Genomic DNA, 16,693 nt, shown 5'->3' with positions numbered 1-16,693 from the left:
CCATTACTCAAGGACGCGTATCGACGATGAACGTCGCAATTCAGCAAACCCGGGCCGAGCAGGCGCTCATCGATGCCTTCCCGGCCTTCCGTGCGGGCGCGCCTCTCGCCCCGTGGCTCGACCAGCAGCGGGAAGCGGGCTACTCGGCCTTCACCGCCCTGGGGCTGCCCCATCGGCGCATCGAGGAATGGCGCTGGACCGATCTGCGCCGCGCCTTGCAGAATGCCTACCTGCCGCTGACCGAACCAGCCACTCCTGCAGCTGGCGCAATCGAGGCGCTGATGGCGAATTCGCCCTTCACGGGGCTTGATGCGGCGCGCCTCGTCTTCGTCGATGGTCGGTTTGATCCGCAGCGCTCGGAGCTTCCTGTCGCAGAAGGCCTGACGGTTCTGACCCTCGGCGATGTGCCGGATGCAGCACCAGCCTGGCTCAAGGAAAGCTTCGGCAAGCTCTATGGACCCGAGCAGGACCCGATCCGTGCTCTGAACACCGCCTTCCTGCGAGACGGGGCGGCCATTCACGTCGCCGCCGGCATCTCCATCGCCCAGCCGATCGAGATCGTTTCGATTGTCAGTGATCCCGCCGCCCATCTGAGTGGGCTGCGCAATGTGGTGGTGCTCGAGGCCGGCGCATCGCTCACCTTCATCGAGACCCATCTCGGGGCCGATGCCGATCATGTGGCGGGCATGGTGACCGAGGTCCGTATCGGTGATGACGCTAGCCTGCAGCGGGTAAAGGTGCAGGATGATGGTCTTTCGGCCGCGCACCTTGCCAATCTGCATGTTGAGATCGGCGCGCGCGCCAAGTTCCGCGAATTCACCGCCACGGTGGGCAGCAGGCTCTCCCGCAACCAGATCTTCGCGAAATTCCGTGGAGAAGGGGCGGAGGCCAATATCTCCGGCGCTTACCTGCTTGCCGGCAAGCAGCATTGCGACACGACGCTCGTCGTGAACCACGCGGTGCCGGAATGCACGAGCCGCGAACTGTTCAAGGCGGTCTTGGACGACGAAGCCCATGGCATTTTCCAGGGCAAGCTCATCGTCGAGCAATATGCCCAGAAAACGGATGGCAAGCAGCAGAGCCATGGGCTCCTGCTCTCGGAGCGGGCCGAGTTCGATGCAAAGCCCGAGCTCGAGATCTTCGCCGATGACGTGGCCTGCGGTCACGGCGCCACGGCGGGGCAATTGGATGAGAACCTGCTCTTTTATCTCATGGCCCGCGGCATTCCTGAGGCGCAAGCAAAATCCATGCTGATTTCAGCCTTCGTTGCGGAAGCTTTCGATGCGGTGGAGCATGACGGCATTCGCGAGCGTTTGACCGAACTTGCCGAAGGCTGGCTCATTTCGCGTGGGGAGAAGAGGGATGGCTGACGCGGCCGCAGCCGGTTTGGTGAAGCCGGCAGCCCACCGGCTCGACATCGCGCGCATCCGGGCGGATTTCCCGATCCTGGCGCGCGAGGTCTATGGCAAGCCGCTCACCTATCTCGATAACGCCGCCTCGGCGCAGAAGCCGAAGGCGGTGATCGAGGCGATGCGCCATTCGTATGAGATGGAATATGCCAATGTCCATCGCGGGCTGCATTTTCTGTCCAATGCCGCGACCCAGGCCTATGAGGATGCGCGCGAGAGCGTGCGTGCCTTTCTGAACGCGCCGTCCGTCGACAATATCATCTTCACCCGCAATGCCACGGAATCGATTAACCTCGTGGCGCAGAGCTTTGGCGGACTGGTGATCGGCGAGGGCGATGAGATCGTCCTCTCGCTGCTTGAGCATCACTCCAACATCGTGCCTTGGCACTTCCACCGGGAGCGCCGCGGGGCGGTGCTCAAATGGGCACCCGTGGATGACAGCGGTGCCTTGATTCTCGAGGAATACGAAAAGCTGCTCGGCCCGCGCGTGAAGATGGTGGCCATCACCCACATGTCGAACGCGCTCGGCACCATTACGCCCATCAAGGAGATCATCAGGCTCGCCCATGCCCGCGGCATTCCGGTGCTGGTGGATGGCAGCCAGGGGGCGGTGCACACGCTGGTCGATCTGCAGGCGCTCGACTGCGACTTCTACGTCTTTACCGGGCACAAGACCTACGGCCCTTCCGGCATCGGCGTGCTCTATGGCAAGAGCGAACATCTCAAGGCCATGCCGCCCTATCAGGGTGGCGGTGAGATGATCCAGGACGTAACCCTCGATACCGTCACCTATGCGGCGCCCCCACACCGTTTCGAGGCGGGAACGCCCGCGATTGTCCAGGCGATCGGCTTGGGCCATGCCCTCAATTACATGAGGGAGGTGGGGCGCGAAGCGATTGCCGCCCATGAGGCGGAGCTGCTGGCCTATGCAACCGGCCGCATGGCGGAGATCAACAGTCTGCGCATTTTTGGCACCGCGCCGGACAAGGGCGCGATCATCTCCTTCGCCCTCGAAGGGGCTCATGCCCATGACGTCGCAACCGTGATTGATCGTCAGGGGGTTGCGGTGCGGGCCGGCACCCATTGTGCTCAGCCGCTGCTGCAGCGTTTCGGGCAGACATCGACCTGCCGCGCCTCGTTCGCCATGTATAATAGTTTCGAAGAGATCGACCGGCTGGTTGATGCCTTGAAAGCCGCAGCCCGTCTGTTCAGCTAGGGATCCGCGCGATGACCGACAACAGCATTGCGAGCATTGCCGACAAGACCACCAGCGCCGTGCCTGCGGATGATGAAGCCGAAGCGGTGAGCAGCATTCCGGCTGAAGAGCTCGCGCGCCTCACCGATGATATCGTCGCGGCGCTGAAGACTGTTTATGATCCGGAAATCCCCGTCGATATCTACGAGCTCGGCCTCGTCTACAAGGTCGATATCGACGATGACCGCACGGTGCGGGTCGAGATGACCCTGACCGCACCAGGCTGTCCGGTGGCGGGCGACATGCCCGGCTGGGTCGAGAATGCCATCAATGCGGTTCCCGGCGTTGCCGGCACCAATGTGAGCTTGGTGTTCGACCCGCCCTGGGATCCGAGCCGGATGTCCGATGAGGCACGTCTCGTCCTGAACTCTTGGTGATCTTTCACCCGGTGTGTGGCGCAAGGCTCGCGGACCCGGGAAAAAGCAGGCCTGAGGCTTGTGGTAACATTCGGGCGGCAACGCTATATAAGGGACGAACCAATTCGAGGGTTTGGCGCATGAGCACAGTGCAATCGAGATTGCGGGCAAGACCCAAGGCCATGACCATGACGGATGCTGCTGCCGCGCGATTGCGCGAGCTGTCGACCCGATCTGAGCAGCCGATTCTCGGCCTGCGGGTCGGGGTGAAGAAGGGCGGCTGCGCCGGCATGGAATATACACTTGAATATGCAACCGAGCAGAAGCCGGGCGACGAGGTTGTGGAGGACAAGGGGGCCAAGATCTTCATCGATCCGGCGGCGATCCTGTTCCTGCTCGGCACAGAAATGGACTACAAGACCTCGCTTCTATCCTCGGGCTTTGTCTTCAACAATCCGAACCAGACCTCAGCCTGCGGCTGCGGTGAAAGCGTCGCGATCAGCCCCGCCAAGCTGGATTGATGTAAGCCCGCATTCCTCTTCAAGCTGCCCGAAAATGAAAAGGCTCCAGACCATCACTGGAGCCTCTGTCGCATTTTCTTCCGGAGAGCCGGCGACTTCGCTCGAACGTTCTAACGCACCGAGCGCAGGAGAAATGCGGGGATTTCCTGGTGTTGGAAGCTCAGCGCACCCTCGATCGAGCCGATCTCGTGATCGCGGTGGCGGCCATTACCACGGCGGCTGCGGGGTTCCTCGCGCGGCTGCACATCGTCCGTCTTTCTCTGCGCGCCCTTGGTGGGCTTTTCGGGAGCATGCTGGGCGGCAAGCTCGACCACAGTTTCTGAACTCTCGTGGTCGTCGCGCCGGCTCTTGCCTTTGCCGCCGCGTCCTTTGCCCGTCTCGCGCGCCTCTTGGGCATTATGACGCCGTTTGCCGCGACGCTCGCCCGTCTGCTCGAAGCCCGCCGGCTCGCTGCCCTCAATCATCTCCGGGCCTTCCCATTCAATCTCTTTGCGGATGAGCTTCTGGATCGCCGTCAGCTGCTTGGTTTCATGGCGCGTGACCAGCATGAAGGCAAAGCCTTCGCGTCCCGCACGGCCTGTGCGTCCGATACGGTGCACATAGTCCTCGGCATGGATCGGCACATCGTAATTGAAGACATGGCTCACCGCAGGAATGTCGAGCCCGCGGGCTGCCACATCGGAGGCGATGAGGAAGGTGATTTCACCGGAGCGGAACTTGTCCAAGGTCTGCAGCCGGCTATGTTGGTCCATGTCCCCGTGCAGGGCCGCAGCGTTATAGCCATGCTTGCGCATGGACTTCTCCAGGATCTTCACCGTGTCCTTGCGGTTGGAGAAGATGATCGCGTTGTTGATCGTCTCGGCTTGGGCCTGAAGCAGATCGCGCAGCCAAGCGCGCTTGGCGGAGGGATCAGACGGCGCATGCACCAGGCGCTGGACGATGCTCGATGCGGTAGAGGAGGGCGGTGCTGCTTCAACCCGGTGCGGGTTTTGCAGGAAGGTTGAGGTCAGCCGCTGGATCTCGGGCGGCATCGTTGCAGAGAAGAACAGCGTCTGCCGGGTCACCGGCAGCATCTTGCAGATCTCCTCGATGTCGGGAATGAAGCCCATATCGAGCATGCGATCGGCTTCATCGATGACGAAGATCTGAATGCCGTTCAACAGCAGCTTGCCATTCTTGAAGTGATCCATCAGTCGTCCGGGTGTGGCGATCACCACATCCGCGCCGCGGTCAATTTTGCGCTCCTGCTCGGCGAAGGAGATGCCGCCGATCAGCAGGGCGACTGTCATTTTATGGTTTTTGCCGAACGTCTCGAAGGCATCATACACCTGCGCCGCGAGCTCACGGGTCGGTTCGAGGATCAGCGCCCGTGGCATACGCGCTCTGGCCCGGCCACGCTCCAAAAGCGTGAGCATGGGGAGTGTGAAGGCTGCGGTCTTGCCGGATCCGGTTTGAGCCAGGCCCAACACGTCTCTGCCTTCGAGTGCGGGAGGGATTGCCTGGGCCTGAATGGCGGTCGGTTCGGTAAAACCCGCCTCTTTCACGGCGTCCAAAACCCTTGGGCTCAGTCCGAGGTCGTCAAAGCTCATAATATTACAGCAGCGATCCGATTTGTGATGGTGAGTGCTGCGGCGGGGAGATCGTCGCGCAAAACTCTTGGCGGATAGATAATTATTCGGGACGCTTTGTCAAATTTTTCGGGCATATCACCAGCTGAGACATTGTCACACCCGCGGGGCTCATCTTTGCTGATGAGCAGCTTGCAGCAAAACCGGACCTGGCCGCGGGATCTCGACGAGACGAGCGAAAGAATAACACAGAGCAGTTTACAGAGATCCTGCGGGTGCCCACCATCACGTGACGCACCCGCAACGTTGGACCAGTCGGCGTCAGGATGCCTGACGTTGCCCTCGACACCTGACCGCGATGACGAGTACTATGGTCTGCGAGCCTGTCAGACGCTTCTGCAGCGTTTGCGCGGAATGGGAGGAGGGCCTCGGATGCGTGCAGCGCTTCAAATCACACGCCTCGAAACCAGGGCACTGACTCTGCGGGAAATTCGCGCCCGAGATGCCCGAGCCTTTGCCGCCTATATGTTGCGCAACGACTATCAAAAGCATGTTGCCGTCCGCTATGCCTCCGCAGCGGATGTGCAGGGCTTTGTTGCCCGCTCGCTGCGCCGCCAGATGAGCCCCAACCGGACCCTCTATCATCTCGCAGCAGAGCTCAAGGCCACGGGGCATGTGATCGGCGATGGTTTTATCCAGTTGAATAGGCCGCAATCCGCCGAGATCGGCTGGGGCGTGCATCCCGAGCTATGGCGGCGCGGATTTGCCACCGAGATCGGGCAGGCGCTTGTCGCCATCGGGTTTGAGCGTCTCGGCTGTTCGCGCATGTGGGCCAAGGCCTTTGCCGAGAATGAGGCATCCATTCGGATCATGGAAAAGATCGGAATGCGTCGCGAGCGATTTGCACAGGACCAGTATGTGGGCAACGGCCTGCGAACAGATCTCTACATCTACTCAATGACCGCTGACGATTACTTCGACGCGGCTTATTAGCTGCCGTCCGAGGTCTCATCACTGTCTTTGCGGCTGTGGTCTAGTCGTCTTCCGTAAGGTCCATGAGCAGTGTGCGTGTGGAAATCCGGCGGTGCTAGCTGGACGACCGCGTCTTGGCACCTGTCGTCGATCTGTCCGTCCAGTTGGCTGGCGACGCTGGTCCGCGCCGATTTATAGACCATTCACAGATCTCGTGAAGAAATCTTGACATCTGCCAAGTCCCTATGGACTCTCCTATGCGCACTCTGTGTGCATTTTGTGGCAAAAATGCGGGGACCCAAGGTATGGCGCACAAGTTCATCATTTCTAAAGACAAGAGCGGCGAATATCGGGTGTACTTCAAGTACAACGCCGAAACGATTTTTTGGACGGAAGGATACAAATCGAAAGCTTCGGCTCAGAATGCGATCGACTCTATTCGGAATAACGGGCCGCAAGCGGAAATCGTCGACGAAAGCTGAAGCAGCGGGCCTCGGGGCCTAATTTACTTGGCGCAGCGGCAGGCCGTTGCGCGTTCTGCGACGTCAATGGCCTGCGGGTGGCTTCCCGCGGGGCTAAAGCTTGCATTGACAGGCCATAGGCCGAGCCCGTGGTGGCATCTGGGGACGTAAGAGCCTTTCTGCTTGCCAATCATCTTCCAGAACAGGATACGGACATGGAACAGTTGCTCCCTCTTATCATTCAGCTTGTCGCGGGGCTCATTGGCGGTCACGCCGCAGGCGCTGCCGCGAAGACGAGCAGCCTTGGGCCTCTCGGCAATTCGGTAGCGGGCCTCGTCGGCGGTGGCGTGCTGGGTCAGATTCTGCAGGCCGTGCTGGCCAGTAGCGCTGGAGCGGGTGCCGGCGGTCTCGATCTTGCCTCCATTGTCACCAGCCTCGCCGGCGGCGGTGCAGGTGGTGCCATTCTCACGCTGGTGGTCGGTCTGCTCAAGCGGATGATGGTCCGGACGTGAGCCGATAGCTAAACCGCGAAGTGGTCGATGACGGTCAGGCCCCCATGCGCGCGCTATTTGCGGGCGCATGGGTCGTCTCGCGGCGAATGCCCGAGGGCGCGTGATCGGAAGTTTCCACCTGGATGCGGTTGCGGCCAGCGGCTTTTGCCTCATAGAGCAGGCTGTCTGCTCGCGTGAACATGTCCCAGACAGTATCCCCAGGCCGGTACTCGGCGACGCCAAAGCTCGCCGTGATCCTGGTCCGGGGCGCGAGCGCCGGAAATGTTCTGCATTCGATCCGTTTGCGGATGGCCTCCGCAAGCAAGGCTGCGTCATCCCCGGATGTTCCGGGGAGGAGAATGGCGAATTCTTCCCCGCCCACCCGTCCGATGAGGTCGGATGGTTTCGTCTGTTCTAGCAGCGTCGCCGTAATGGATCGCAACACGGCGTCTCCCGCCGAGTGTCCGTAGGTATCATTGATCCGTTTGAAGTGGTCGATGTCGCAGGCGATCATGGCGGCTGGCAAATTGCTTTTCCGCGCGATGAGATCGCCGCCGCGCTCTTCAAAGCCGCGCCTGTTCAAGACTTGCGTGAGTGGGTCTGTGTCTCTGTCATTCCTGAGATCATGAATGATTTCTGTCGTGGTCGCGATCAGCACCATTGCGGAAACGATGATGCCTGTCACGGCTTGAGCCAAGTCCGCCGTGAAGGCGAGGCGCGCGTTCTCGAACAAGCTGACGACCGGCCCGAAACTTATGGGAAAGACGATATGAGCAAGGAGTTGCAAGGCCAAAGCCAGCAGAGCCCAAAAGATCAGGCGGTCACTTGCGGAGGCTTGCCTCTGGTCCAACAGGCGCCAGACCGCATGGAGCACGAGGACACAGTTGGCCGCATAGAGCGCCTGTATGGCCAGTGTCGGACGCATCTCGGTAACCGCTGCGATGCCGGCCAGCGCCGCGATGCACAGCAGTCCACCGAGGCAGAGCCTCGCGCCGAGGCTACGGCCTTTTCGTCGCAGAACGCCTTCGCAAAACAGAACCAGGCTCAAGCTGAGCAGGGTCGCGTGCCAGAAACCGCCGCGCGCCAGTTCCTCCGATGGACCGATCACTCTGACAGTGGCCAAGGCGCAATACAAGATTAGTGATGCGCTGAGTAGAATAAGGTGCCGTCTATTGCGGTCGAGCAACCAGGTAAAAAGAAAACTTGCCGCAAATACTATTAGAATTGCGGGGGAAACCAGGCTCAGTGCGGTCGAGAGATTTACGGAGACCAATGCCGACGCCCTATCAGAGTCCCAAACGCTGTCGCGCAATTTGCGTAAATGCACTGAAGTCTAAGTATTGTTTTCACGGGTGGTACAGAATTCATCTGTCTAATTCAAGCGCAATCCGGGCTGCCCAACTCTGCCGTTCTGCATCCTGGCAAAAGGGCAGGGGGATCAGCCCCTGAGCTGGCATGTCATCGCCACCGCGGCCGTCAGTCATACAGCTTCAGCCGATCCTGAACATTTGTCCAGACGAAGTGAGATTAGCTGAACCATGATGCCGAACATATTTCGATCCCTGACAAAGCTTGGGATCATCGCTCTTCTGTCTTCAGCATCGTCCATGGCACTGGCCGAGGGCACTCCCCCTTTCAGCCAGGCGGGCGAATGGAGCGGGCGCTGCTCGAACCTCTCTCTGTGCGAGATCTCTGCCCAGACGACGCAGGGCAAGCTCATCATAGTCCGCCATACGGCCCGCGACGCCCGCACCTTCATCTGCTATCGGCCCGATCCGACCCTAGCGGTGGACCCGGCGAGCTGGCGGCTGATGGTGGATGGAAATCCCATGCAGCTCGCCAAAGCGAGGCCCACGCGCGATGCTCAAGGCATCGAGGGCCCCGCAGAGCGGGCCATCATTGCCTATCAACAGCAAGCGATCCTGAAGGGCGAGGGCGATTGTAGTTTTGCAACCGTGACCCCCAGCCTCATGCGCATGCTGAAAACCGGAACCATCGCGGAGGTCTCCTTCTCCACGCCGTCTTCCTCCTCCGAGAGGGATCAGGCCGCACCGGCGCGCATCTCCTTTACAGCGGATGAGCCCTCCGCGCGCTCGCCGACGGCCGAGACCATATCGTTGAGCGGCATTTCCAAGATGCTGCGCTGGCTTGACCAGCGGCAATCGAAACACGGCATCATGCTGGATGCGATCGGTGAAAGTAAGGATGTGCCCGCGGCGGTCCTGAAGGTGCTCAGCCAAAGTGGCTGCGGGACCGCAGAACCGGATCAATTCGCGGCCGCCGACGGGGTTGTGATCGATGATGGCGCGGCAGCTCTGGTCTATCTGCTGCCCTGCGGCCAGCCGGCGCCGGATCAGTACTATGCGGTCATTGCCCAGCGCCAGGGGCGCGCGCCCGAACATATCGGGATCCCGGTGCAGCGGGACGGCAAGCTCCAGACGACACCGACTGTCCCCGAACTGATGTTCGATGGGCCGAACCGTGTGTTCGTACAGCTCGTCGAAGACGGGCCGCGGTGCAAAAAACTGCATAGCTGGCGATACCGGAGGGGCGCCTTGCGTGCATTGCCAACCGTTGAGCTCAAGGGCTGCACCATGCCTGGTGCGGCGGACTGGCAGGAATGGCAGCAACCAAGCTGACAATCGCTCGAAACGACGAAGGGGCCGAAACCGGCCCCTTCGCCTATGACTGGCAGGTCTGATGCCGCGATCAGACGCTGTAATACATGTCGTACTCGACCGGGTGGGGCGTCATCTGGAAGCGCTCGAGTTCTGCCCGGCGGATATCGATATAGGACCGGATCTGGCTTTCCGTGAACACATTGCCCTTGGTCAGGAAGGCATGGTCGGCCTCGAGATTGTCGAGCGCCTCACCGAGGCTTGCCGATACGTGCGGCACCTGCTTCAGCTCCTCCGGCGGCAGATCATAGAGGTCCTTGTCCATGGGATCGCCGGGATGGATCTTGTTCTGAATGCCATCGAGACCCGCCATCAGCATCGCAGCAAATGCGAGATAGGGATTGGCCGCCGGGTCCGGGAAACGCACCTCGACGCGCTTCGCCTTGGGCGAGGTGGCATGCGGAATGCGGCAGGATGCGGAGCGGTTGCGTGAGGAATAGGCCAGAAGCACCGGTGCTTCATAACCCGGAACCAGCCGCTTGTAGGAATTGGTGGTCGGGTTGGTGAAGGCGTTCAGGGCCTTGGCGTGCTTGATGATGCCGCCGATGTAATAGAGGCACTCGAGCGACAGATCCGCATACTGATTTCCGGCGAAGATCGGCTTGCCTTCCTTCCAGATGGACATATGCACATGCATGCCCGAGCCGTTATCGCCGAAGACCGGCTTCGGCATGAAGGTTGCCGTCTTGCCATAGGCATGCGCCACATTGTGGACGACATACTTATAGAGCTGCATGCCATCGGCGATCTTGGTCAGCGTCTCGCGGAAGATGCCGAGCTCGTGCTGGGCTGCGGCCACCTCATGATGGTGCTTCTCGGTCTTGACCCCCATCTGGGAAAGCACCGAGACCATCTCGGACCGGATATCCTGGCAGCTGTCGATCGGATTGACCGGGAAATAGCCGCCCTTCATACGCGGACGATGGGCAAGATTGCCCTGCTCATATTCCGTGTTGGTGTTGCTCGGCAATTCGCTCGAATCGACCCTGAAAGCGGTGTGATAAGGCTCGCTGGTGAAGCGGACATCATCGAAGATGAAGAATTCGGCTTCCGGCCCGACGAAGACTGCATCACCGATGCCGGTGGACTTGAGATAGGCCTCCGCATTCTTTGCCGTCGTCCGCGGATCGCGCTCATAGGCCTCGCCCGTCGTCGGCTCCAGCACATCGCAGAAGATGCCGAGTGTCGACTGGGCATAAAATGGATCGAGATGCGCGGATTCCGGGTCCAGCATCAGCATCATGTCGGATTCATTGATCGCCTTCCAGCCAACGATCGAGGACCCGTCGAAAGCGACGCCTTCCGCGAACATGTCTTCGTCGACGAGGTCCGCATCCATCGTGACGTGCTGCAGCTTGCCCTTTGGATCGGTGAAACGCAGGTCGACGAATTTGATGTCCTTGTCTTTGATGAGCTTCAGGACGGACTCGGGCGTCTGCTCGGTCGCCATGGATAATCCCCTTTTCACGTCTTCACAGTTGCATGTAACGATGCGCCCGCGCCCAGCAGGAGCACGGCCGCAGATGATCCAGCCGCTCTTGCTTAGAGGGCGTCGGTGCCGGTTTCTCCGGTGCGGATGCGGATCGCTTCCTCCACCGTCGAGATGAAGATCTTGCCATCGCCGATACGGCCGGTCTTGGCCGCATTCTGGATCGCTTCCACTGCCTTTTCGACCAGCTCGTCAGGCAGCACCACCTCGATTTTTACCTTGGGCAGAAAGTCGACGACATATTCAGCACCACGATAGAGCTCGGTATGGCCTTTCTGCCGGCCGAAGCCCTTGGCCTCGGTAACGGTAATCCCCTGCAGCCCGACCTCTTGGAGCGCTTCCTTCACTTCGTCGAGCTTGAACGGCTTTATGATGGCCTCAATCTTCTTCATCCGCTCCGTCCTTGGTTCGGTCTTCAGGGTTCAGTCCCGCCACTCGGTCATGACCCGGTGGCTTGCCTGCCAGTCGCGATGCTCGCCCTTGAGAATGCAGCCGGCGTGCCAGTTCTCGTCGCAAGAAAAAATTCACGTAATTTCAAGGATGTACCCTAACCGCCGAGCTATTGCCTCGGCCCACCGCAATCGTTCGGCTGCGGCGTGCTGGCTAAATAATAGGCAAATGCCTTGAACTTCACCATGGCGTTGCGCCAGCGACGGCCGCATCATGCCACGGGCAAGGGCAAAAGGGAAAACATGTCTGGTTCATGTGCACTGCTCACACCGCGCGAAATGTACGAGGCGGACCGCCTGGCGATGGCGGGCGGCATCTCGGGCACCGAGCTGATGGAGCAAGCCGGGGCGGGCGTTGCGCAAGCGGTGGCGCGTGACTATGCCGGCCGGCGCGTGCTGGTGCTGGCCGGTCCTGGCAATAATGGCGGCGATGGCTTCGTTGCAGCCCGCCAACTCAGGCACCAGGGATTTGATGTGAGTGTCGCCCTCTATGGCCAGTCTGCGGCGCTCAGAGGGGATGCGGCGCAAGCAGCCGCCCAGTGGCCCGGCCGTGTGTCCCCCCTGGCCGAGGCCGATCTCGCCGGGGCGGATCTCGTCGTGGATGCGCTGTTCGGCGCCGGTTTGTCCCGCGATATCGATGGGGAGGCCTTGAGGCTCATCGATCGCGTGAACCAAAGCGGGCGTGCCGTGATGGCGGTTGACATTCCCTCAGGCATTGACGGCTTGACCGGCGAGGTGAGGGGCACGGCCATCCGCGCCGAGACCACGGTCACATTCTTCCGCAAGAAGCCGGGCCATGTGCTGATGCCGGGGCGATTATACTGCGGCAAGCTGGAGGTGATCGATATCGGCATTCCCGAGGGCGTGCTCGAGCAGATCGGCCCGAGCCGCTTCGAGAACCGGCCGGCTTTGTGGTCTCATGCGCTCCCGCATCTTGATCCGGCCGGCCATAAATATGGCAGGGGTCATGCGCTCGCGGTCTCGGGCGACAAATGGCACACGGGCGCCATTCGCCTTTCCGCTCTGGCGGCCCTGCGCAGTGGGGCGGGGCTGGTCACCGTGGCGGCGGCTGCGCCAGCGCTCGATGTGCTCGCAAACCACCTCACCGCGATCATGCTCGCCGAAGCGGGCAGCGCGGATGCCCTGGCGAGGCTTCTTGAGGACCACCGCCGCAATGCCGTGCTGATCGGCCCCGCCGCGGGTGTTACGGACGGGACGCGGGCGAAGGTTCTGGCGTGCCTTGCAAGCGGTGCCGCTGTGGTCCTCGATGCGGACGCGCTGACACTCTTCGCCGACGAGCCCTCGGCATTGTTTGAGGCCATTGCCGCCAGATCTGATCGGCCGGTGGTGATGACCCCGCATCAAGGCGAATTTACAAGACTGTTCGGTGCCATGGAGCAGGTGGCGAGGGGAAAGCCGGAACGTGCCCTTGCGGCGGCCCATCGCGCGGGCGCCGTAGTGATCCTCAAAGGACCGGATACGGTCATTGCAAGCCCGGATGGACGCATCGCCATCAATACGAACGCACCCCCAATCCTCGCCACCGCCGGCAGTGGCGACGTCCTTGCCGGCATCATTCTCGGCCTCCTCGCGCAGCGCGTACCCGCCTGGGAGGCTGCAGCCATGGGGGTATGGCTGCATGGGGCGGCGGCGGCCCGCTTCGGAGCGGGGCTGATCGCGGAAGATCTGCCGCAGCGGATCCCGCAGGCCTTACAAGCTGTTCTCGCCGAAACCGCGCAGGACCCGCGCTGAAAGCTCGCAGCTCGCCAGGGGGCCGTCACGGCCGAACTTGGCAAGCGGATTGCTACATTGCAGCCAAATGATGGCAACGAGCGATGGCCTGTTTCGAAAAGGAACAGCCCGGTGGGGAGACTGTCGAAATGATTAAACTGGCGGGCATCGTCGGCTTTGGCATGCTTGCGCTTATGCTCTTTTCCGACGGTGAGCCCTCACTGTCCGCGATGGTCACGGCGCTTGCATTCAGCGGATATATCGCAAGCCTTGCCTGGATGATCACGCGTTAGCACTGGCTTTCGCGAAGACGACGCGGCCTTTTCAATTGATAAAAGCGTCAAACTGGCGCGTTGCGCTCTGGCGTGGCGAAAAGTCCTTGTGCTATAGAGGCGCCCGACTATGCAGCCGGACGGACGCCTTGCGCGCCTGCGGGCGTGGTGGAATTGGCAGACACGCGAGGTTTAGGTCCTCGTGGGCTTAGCCCGTGGGGGTTCAAATCCCTCCGCCCGCACCATGCGCGAGCGCTTCGAGCGGGCTGCATGCCATATTGCCGGTTTATTTGGCCTAAGGCGCTTCAGCAGCGATCTGGGCCACGTTTTGCGAGGAAATGCGACGTGCAGGTGACCGAGACCCTGAATGAGGGCCTGAAGCGCGAGCTGAAGGTGGTTGTGGGCGCACAGGAGCTGGAGAGCCAGCTCGAACAAAGGCTCCACGAGATCAAGGATCAGGTCCGGGTTCGCGGTTTCCGGCCGGGCAAGGTGCCCGTCAACCATTTGCGGCGGCTATACGGCCGGTCGCTGATGGCCGAGGTCGTCCAGAAGACGGTTGATGATTCGAGCCAGAAAGCCATTGCCGAGCGCAACGAGAAGCCGGCTTACCAGCCGCAGATCGAGCTGCCTGAAGATAAAGACAACATCGAGCAGGTGATCGAGGGTAAGGCGGATCTCGCCTATACTGTGAGCTTCGAGATCGTTCCCTCCTTCGAGATCGGGGATTTCAGCGACATCGAGCTCGAAAAGGAAGTGGCCCCGGTCGAGGATGCGACCATCGACGAGGCGCTGGCCAATATGGCCAGGCATTACCGGGAATTCGAGCCGCGCGCGGAGGGCGAGACCGCGCATAATGGCGACCGGGTGACCCTCGATTTCACCGGCAAGATCGATGGCGTCCCGTTCGAAGGCGGCAGCGGGACGGACGCCAAGCTCGAATTGGGATCGAACACCTTCATTCCCGGCTTCGAGGAGCAGCTGATCGGGCTCAAAGCGGGCGAGAACACCGTCGTGCACGTGACTTTCCCCGAGGATTATGGCGTCGAGCGGCTTGCGGGCAAGCCGGCAACCTTCGATGTCACCCTGAAAGAGGTCGCCGCACCGAAGGAGCTGGCGATCGACGATGAATTTGCAAAGAAGCTCGGGCTCGAGGATCTGGCGACCCTGCGTGAGCGTGTGCGCGAGCAGATCGCCTCGGAATATGAGCAGGTCTCCCAGTCCAAGCTGAAACGCCAGCTGCTCGACCGCTTGGATGAGCGCTACGATTTTGCGCTGCCCGAGCGCCTGGTCGAGAACGAGTTCGAGCAGATCTGGCGCTCGCTGACCGCCGAGATGGAGCGCGAAGGGCGCAGCTTCGAGGACGAGAACACGACGGAAGATGAGGCGCGCGCCGAATATCGCCGCATCGCGGAGCGCCGGGTGCGTCTCGGTCTTCTGCTTGGCCGTGTCGGCGAGCAGGTCAATGTGACCGTCACTGACCAGGAGCTGCAGGGGGCGATGATCAACCGCGCCCGCCAGTTCCCCGGCCAGGAGCGTCAGGTTTTTGAGTTCTATCGGAACAATCCGCAGGCCATGCTCGAGCTGCGCGGCCCGATTTTCGAGCAGAAGGTCGTCGATCACATCGTCGGCCAAAGCAAGGTGGCCGAGAAGAGCGTGACCCGCGAGGAGCTCTACGCCGATCCGGACGAGGAGCATAACCACGTCCACTCCCATGATCATGCGCACAGCCATAGCCATGATCATGCCCACGATCACGACCATTCCCATGATCATCACGATCATGCGCACACCCACGACCATGATCATGCCCATGAGCACGATCATGGCGAGGATGAGAAAAAGCCTGCCGCCAAGAAGAAGCCTGCAGCGAAGAAGGCGGCCAAGAAGGAGCAGGACGGCGAGTAGCCGCGCGCGTCCTTCTCCACACTTATCCCCAGTTCACCCGCTTGTGTGCGGCCCTCGTGGCCGCCGTGAGCGGGTGCTTGCGCGTCTTGACAAACAAGACCTTGCACCGCCCGGGCGAAGCACTTAATCAGCAAGGCTGAAGCTGGCTCTGGCCGTAAAGCTTGCGGCCGGCTTCGGCAGAACCATATATGCGGTGTCATGGCCTGCTGACCAGCCTGCTCGGTCAGCACGGCGACTCCCCGATTATTGCGAGGCTTGCGGCACTTATGCGCGATCCGTACGACGTCTACATGAACACGCTCGTCCCGATGGTGGTCGAGCAAACCAACCGCGGTGAGCGCGCCTATGATATCTATTCGCGCCTGCTCAAGGAGCGGATCATCTTTGTAACGGGTCCTGTCGAGGACCACATGGCGACCTTGGTCACCGCCCAGCTCCTGTTCTTGGAATCCGAGAATCCCAAGAAGGAGATCTCGATGTATATCAACTCGCCGGGTGGCGTGGTGACATCGGGCCTCGCCATTTACGACACGATGCAGTTCATCAAGCCTGCCGTGTCGACCACCTGCATCGGCCAGGCAGCATCCATGGGGTCGCTTCTGCTGTGCGCTGGCGAGACGGAAATGCGCTTTGCGCTGCGGCACGCCCGAATCATGGTGCATCAGCCGTCGGGCGGGTTCCAAGGTCAGGCCTCTGACATTGAGCGCCACGCCAAGGAGATTCTGGAGGTCCGCGAGCGGCTCAACAGGATCTATGCCCGCCACACTGGCCAGCCGATCGAGGCCATTGAGAAGGCGCTCGACCGCGACCATTTCATGACGGCGGAGGCGGCCAAGGAATTCGGCCTTATCGACAAAGTGATCGACAAGCGTCCGGATGTCGCAACCGAAAAGTGATCTCCGCTCTTATCTTAGCCGGACAGAACTTGGCTAAGCGGATAGCGGGGATATCGATCCTTCGCCTTGCCAAAGCGGTGGGTCTGGGTAGCTGGGTTAATCTGTTGTTGATCCAACGGGCCATACCATGCTGAGATAATCGGGAAACCTGGCTGCCGAGGCGCGGTAGCGTCTTTCCCGGGGGGCAGTCCGGCGCCGTCTCACCGGTCTGGCGGAGTGCGGCAGTGCACAAGAAGTTCG

Annotated in this window: 16 protein-coding genes and 1 tRNA gene; 13 read left to right on the top strand and 4 right to left on the bottom strand. The window is 61.0% G+C overall.

The annotated features are described in order from the left end of the window. Positions 1–26 precede the first annotated feature (26 nt). The 4 genes from sufD to RCF49_RS03255 all read left to right on the top strand — a co-directional run bounded on the left by sufD (position 27) and on the right by RCF49_RS03255 (position 3,541). On the top strand, positions 27–1,370 hold the full coding sequence (sufD, locus tag RCF49_RS03270) for a Fe-S cluster assembly protein SufD (protein WP_342642615.1): 1,344 nt from the start codon (positions 27–29) through the stop codon (positions 1,368–1,370). Further along, complete coding sequence (locus RCF49_RS03265; RefSeq protein WP_342642614.1) at positions 1,363–2,625, top strand: aminotransferase class V-fold PLP-dependent enzyme; 1,263 nt, start codon at positions 1,363–1,365, stop codon at positions 2,623–2,625. Before sufD ends, RCF49_RS03265 begins: the two co-directional genes overlap by 8 nt. Positions 2,626–2,636: 11 nt before the next feature. Beyond that, entirely contained in the window at positions 2,637–3,041 is a 405-nt protein-coding gene (locus tag RCF49_RS03260; RefSeq protein ID WP_342642613.1) for an SUF system Fe-S cluster assembly protein, read from the top strand. 119 nt (positions 3,042–3,160) lie between these two features. After that, positions 3,161–3,541: a HesB/IscA family protein gene (locus RCF49_RS03255; protein ID WP_342642612.1), complete on the top strand. Its 381-nt coding sequence runs from the start codon at positions 3,161–3,163 to the stop codon at positions 3,539–3,541. 110 nt (positions 3,542–3,651) lie between these two features. Here RCF49_RS03255 and RCF49_RS03250 read toward each other — a convergent pair whose 3' ends face one another. Further along, positions 3,652–5,130 (bottom strand): DEAD/DEAH box helicase, encoded by a 1,479-nt coding sequence (locus RCF49_RS03250; protein ID WP_342642611.1) that lies wholly within the window; start codon positions 5,128–5,130, stop codon positions 3,652–3,654. A gap of 411 nt (positions 5,131–5,541) precedes the next feature. Here RCF49_RS03250 and RCF49_RS03245 point away from each other — a divergent pair, with 411 nt between their 5' ends. From RCF49_RS03245 to RCF49_RS03235, 3 genes are all read left to right on the top strand, one after another. Next, entirely contained in the window at positions 5,542–6,102 is a 561-nt protein-coding gene (locus RCF49_RS03245; protein ID WP_342642610.1) for a GNAT family N-acetyltransferase, read from the top strand. Positions 6,103–6,386: 284 nt separating this feature from the next. Next, positions 6,387–6,563, top strand: coding sequence for a YegP family protein (locus tag RCF49_RS03240; protein ID WP_342642609.1), 177 nt, complete (start codon positions 6,387–6,389; stop codon positions 6,561–6,563). A 194-nt stretch (positions 6,564–6,757) separates the two neighbouring features. Further along, on the top strand, positions 6,758–7,054 hold the full coding sequence (locus RCF49_RS03235; RefSeq protein WP_342642608.1) for a hypothetical protein: 297 nt from the start codon (positions 6,758–6,760) through the stop codon (positions 7,052–7,054). 34 nt (positions 7,055–7,088) lie between these two features. Here RCF49_RS03235 and RCF49_RS03230 read toward each other — a convergent pair whose 3' ends face one another. Beyond that, entirely contained in the window at positions 7,089–8,156 is a 1,068-nt protein-coding gene (locus RCF49_RS03230) for a GGDEF domain-containing protein (RefSeq protein WP_342642607.1), read from the bottom strand. A gap of 484 nt (positions 8,157–8,640) precedes the next feature. On the opposite strand from RCF49_RS03230, the gene RCF49_RS03225 reads away from it, so the two are divergent. Beyond that, a complete protein-coding gene (locus RCF49_RS03225; RefSeq protein WP_342642606.1) occupies positions 8,641–9,672 on the top strand; it encodes a hypothetical protein in 1,032 nt (343 codons plus the stop codon). Positions 9,673–9,742: 70 nt separating this feature from the next. On the opposite strand, the gene glnA is transcribed toward RCF49_RS03225, so the two are convergent. Both glnA and RCF49_RS03215 read right to left on the bottom strand, forming a co-directional pair. Continuing rightward, positions 9,743–11,161, bottom strand: coding sequence for a type I glutamate--ammonia ligase (gene glnA / locus RCF49_RS03220; RefSeq protein ID WP_342642605.1), 1,419 nt, complete (start codon positions 11,159–11,161; stop codon positions 9,743–9,745). 92 nt (positions 11,162–11,253) lie between these two features. Further along, complete coding sequence (locus tag RCF49_RS03215) at positions 11,254–11,592, bottom strand: P-II family nitrogen regulator (protein ID WP_137390504.1); 339 nt, start codon at positions 11,590–11,592, stop codon at positions 11,254–11,256. 300 nt (positions 11,593–11,892) lie between these two features. On the opposite strand from RCF49_RS03215, the gene RCF49_RS03210 reads away from it, so the two are divergent. The 5 genes from RCF49_RS03210 (at position 11,893) to RCF49_RS03190 (ending at position 16,453) form a co-directional block, all read left to right on the top strand. Then, positions 11,893–13,401 carry an NAD(P)H-hydrate dehydratase gene (locus RCF49_RS03210; RefSeq protein WP_342642604.1) on the top strand — a complete coding sequence of 503 codons (1,509 nt, stop codon included), beginning with the start codon at positions 11,893–11,895 and terminating at the stop codon, positions 13,399–13,401. A 128-nt stretch (positions 13,402–13,529) separates the two neighbouring features. Continuing rightward, entirely contained in the window at positions 13,530–13,673 is a 144-nt protein-coding gene (locus RCF49_RS03205) for a hypothetical protein (protein WP_342642603.1), read from the top strand. Positions 13,674–13,811: 138 nt separating this feature from the next. Then, positions 13,812–13,897: transfer RNA gene (locus RCF49_RS03200), tRNA-Leu, on the top strand. Positions 13,898–13,997: 100 nt separating this feature from the next. Beyond that, positions 13,998–15,557 carry a trigger factor gene (gene tig, locus RCF49_RS03195; RefSeq protein ID WP_342642602.1) on the top strand — a complete coding sequence of 520 codons (1,560 nt, stop codon included), beginning with the start codon at positions 13,998–14,000 and terminating at the stop codon, positions 15,555–15,557. A 266-nt stretch (positions 15,558–15,823) separates the two neighbouring features. Beyond that, positions 15,824–16,453, top strand: coding sequence for an ATP-dependent Clp protease proteolytic subunit (locus RCF49_RS03190; protein WP_342644110.1), 630 nt, complete (start codon positions 15,824–15,826; stop codon positions 16,451–16,453). Positions 16,454–16,693 lie beyond the last annotated feature (240 nt).

The sequence above is a fragment of the Rhodoligotrophos sp. CJ14 genome, assembly GCF_038811545.1.
Lineage (GTDB): Bacteria > Pseudomonadota > Alphaproteobacteria > Rhizobiales > Im1 > Rhodoligotrophos > Rhodoligotrophos ferricapiens.
This window is presented reverse-complemented; position numbering and strand designations above follow the sequence as displayed.

What these genes read in the sequence shown, in the direction of transcription:
- sufD (WP_342642615.1), top strand. Translation starts at nt 27, where the DNA reads ATGAACGTCGCAATTCAGCAAACCCGGGCCGAGCAGGCGCTCATCGAT.
- RCF49_RS03265 (WP_342642614.1), top strand. Translation starts at nt 1,363, where the DNA reads ATGGCTGACGCGGCCGCAGCCGGTTTGGTGAAGCCGGCAGCCCACCGG.
- RCF49_RS03260 (WP_342642613.1), top strand. Translation starts at nt 2,637, where the DNA reads ATGACCGACAACAGCATTGCGAGCATTGCCGACAAGACCACCAGCGCC.
- RCF49_RS03255 (WP_342642612.1), top strand. Translation starts at nt 3,161, where the DNA reads ATGAGCACAGTGCAATCGAGATTGCGGGCAAGACCCAAGGCCATGACC.
- RCF49_RS03250 (WP_342642611.1), bottom strand. Translation starts at nt 5,130, where the DNA reads ATGAGCTTTGACGACCTCGGACTGAGCCCAAGGGTTTTGGACGCCGTG.
- RCF49_RS03245 (WP_342642610.1), top strand. Translation starts at nt 5,542, where the DNA reads ATGCGTGCAGCGCTTCAAATCACACGCCTCGAAACCAGGGCACTGACT.
- RCF49_RS03240 (WP_342642609.1), top strand. Translation starts at nt 6,387, where the DNA reads ATGGCGCACAAGTTCATCATTTCTAAAGACAAGAGCGGCGAATATCGG.
- RCF49_RS03235 (WP_342642608.1), top strand. Translation starts at nt 6,758, where the DNA reads ATGGAACAGTTGCTCCCTCTTATCATTCAGCTTGTCGCGGGGCTCATT.
- RCF49_RS03225 (WP_342642606.1), top strand. Translation starts at nt 8,641, where the DNA reads ATGGCACTGGCCGAGGGCACTCCCCCTTTCAGCCAGGCGGGCGAATGG.
- glnA (WP_342642605.1), bottom strand. Translation starts at nt 11,161, where the DNA reads ATGGCGACCGAGCAGACGCCCGAGTCCGTCCTGAAGCTCATCAAAGAC.
- RCF49_RS03215 (WP_137390504.1), bottom strand. Translation starts at nt 11,592, where the DNA reads ATGAAGAAGATTGAGGCCATCATAAAGCCGTTCAAGCTCGACGAAGTG.
- RCF49_RS03210 (WP_342642604.1), top strand. Translation starts at nt 11,893, where the DNA reads ATGTCTGGTTCATGTGCACTGCTCACACCGCGCGAAATGTACGAGGCG.
- RCF49_RS03205 (WP_342642603.1), top strand. Translation starts at nt 13,530, where the DNA reads ATGATTAAACTGGCGGGCATCGTCGGCTTTGGCATGCTTGCGCTTATG.
- RCF49_RS03190 (WP_342644110.1), top strand. Translation starts at nt 15,824, where the DNA reads ATGCGCGATCCGTACGACGTCTACATGAACACGCTCGTCCCGATGGTG.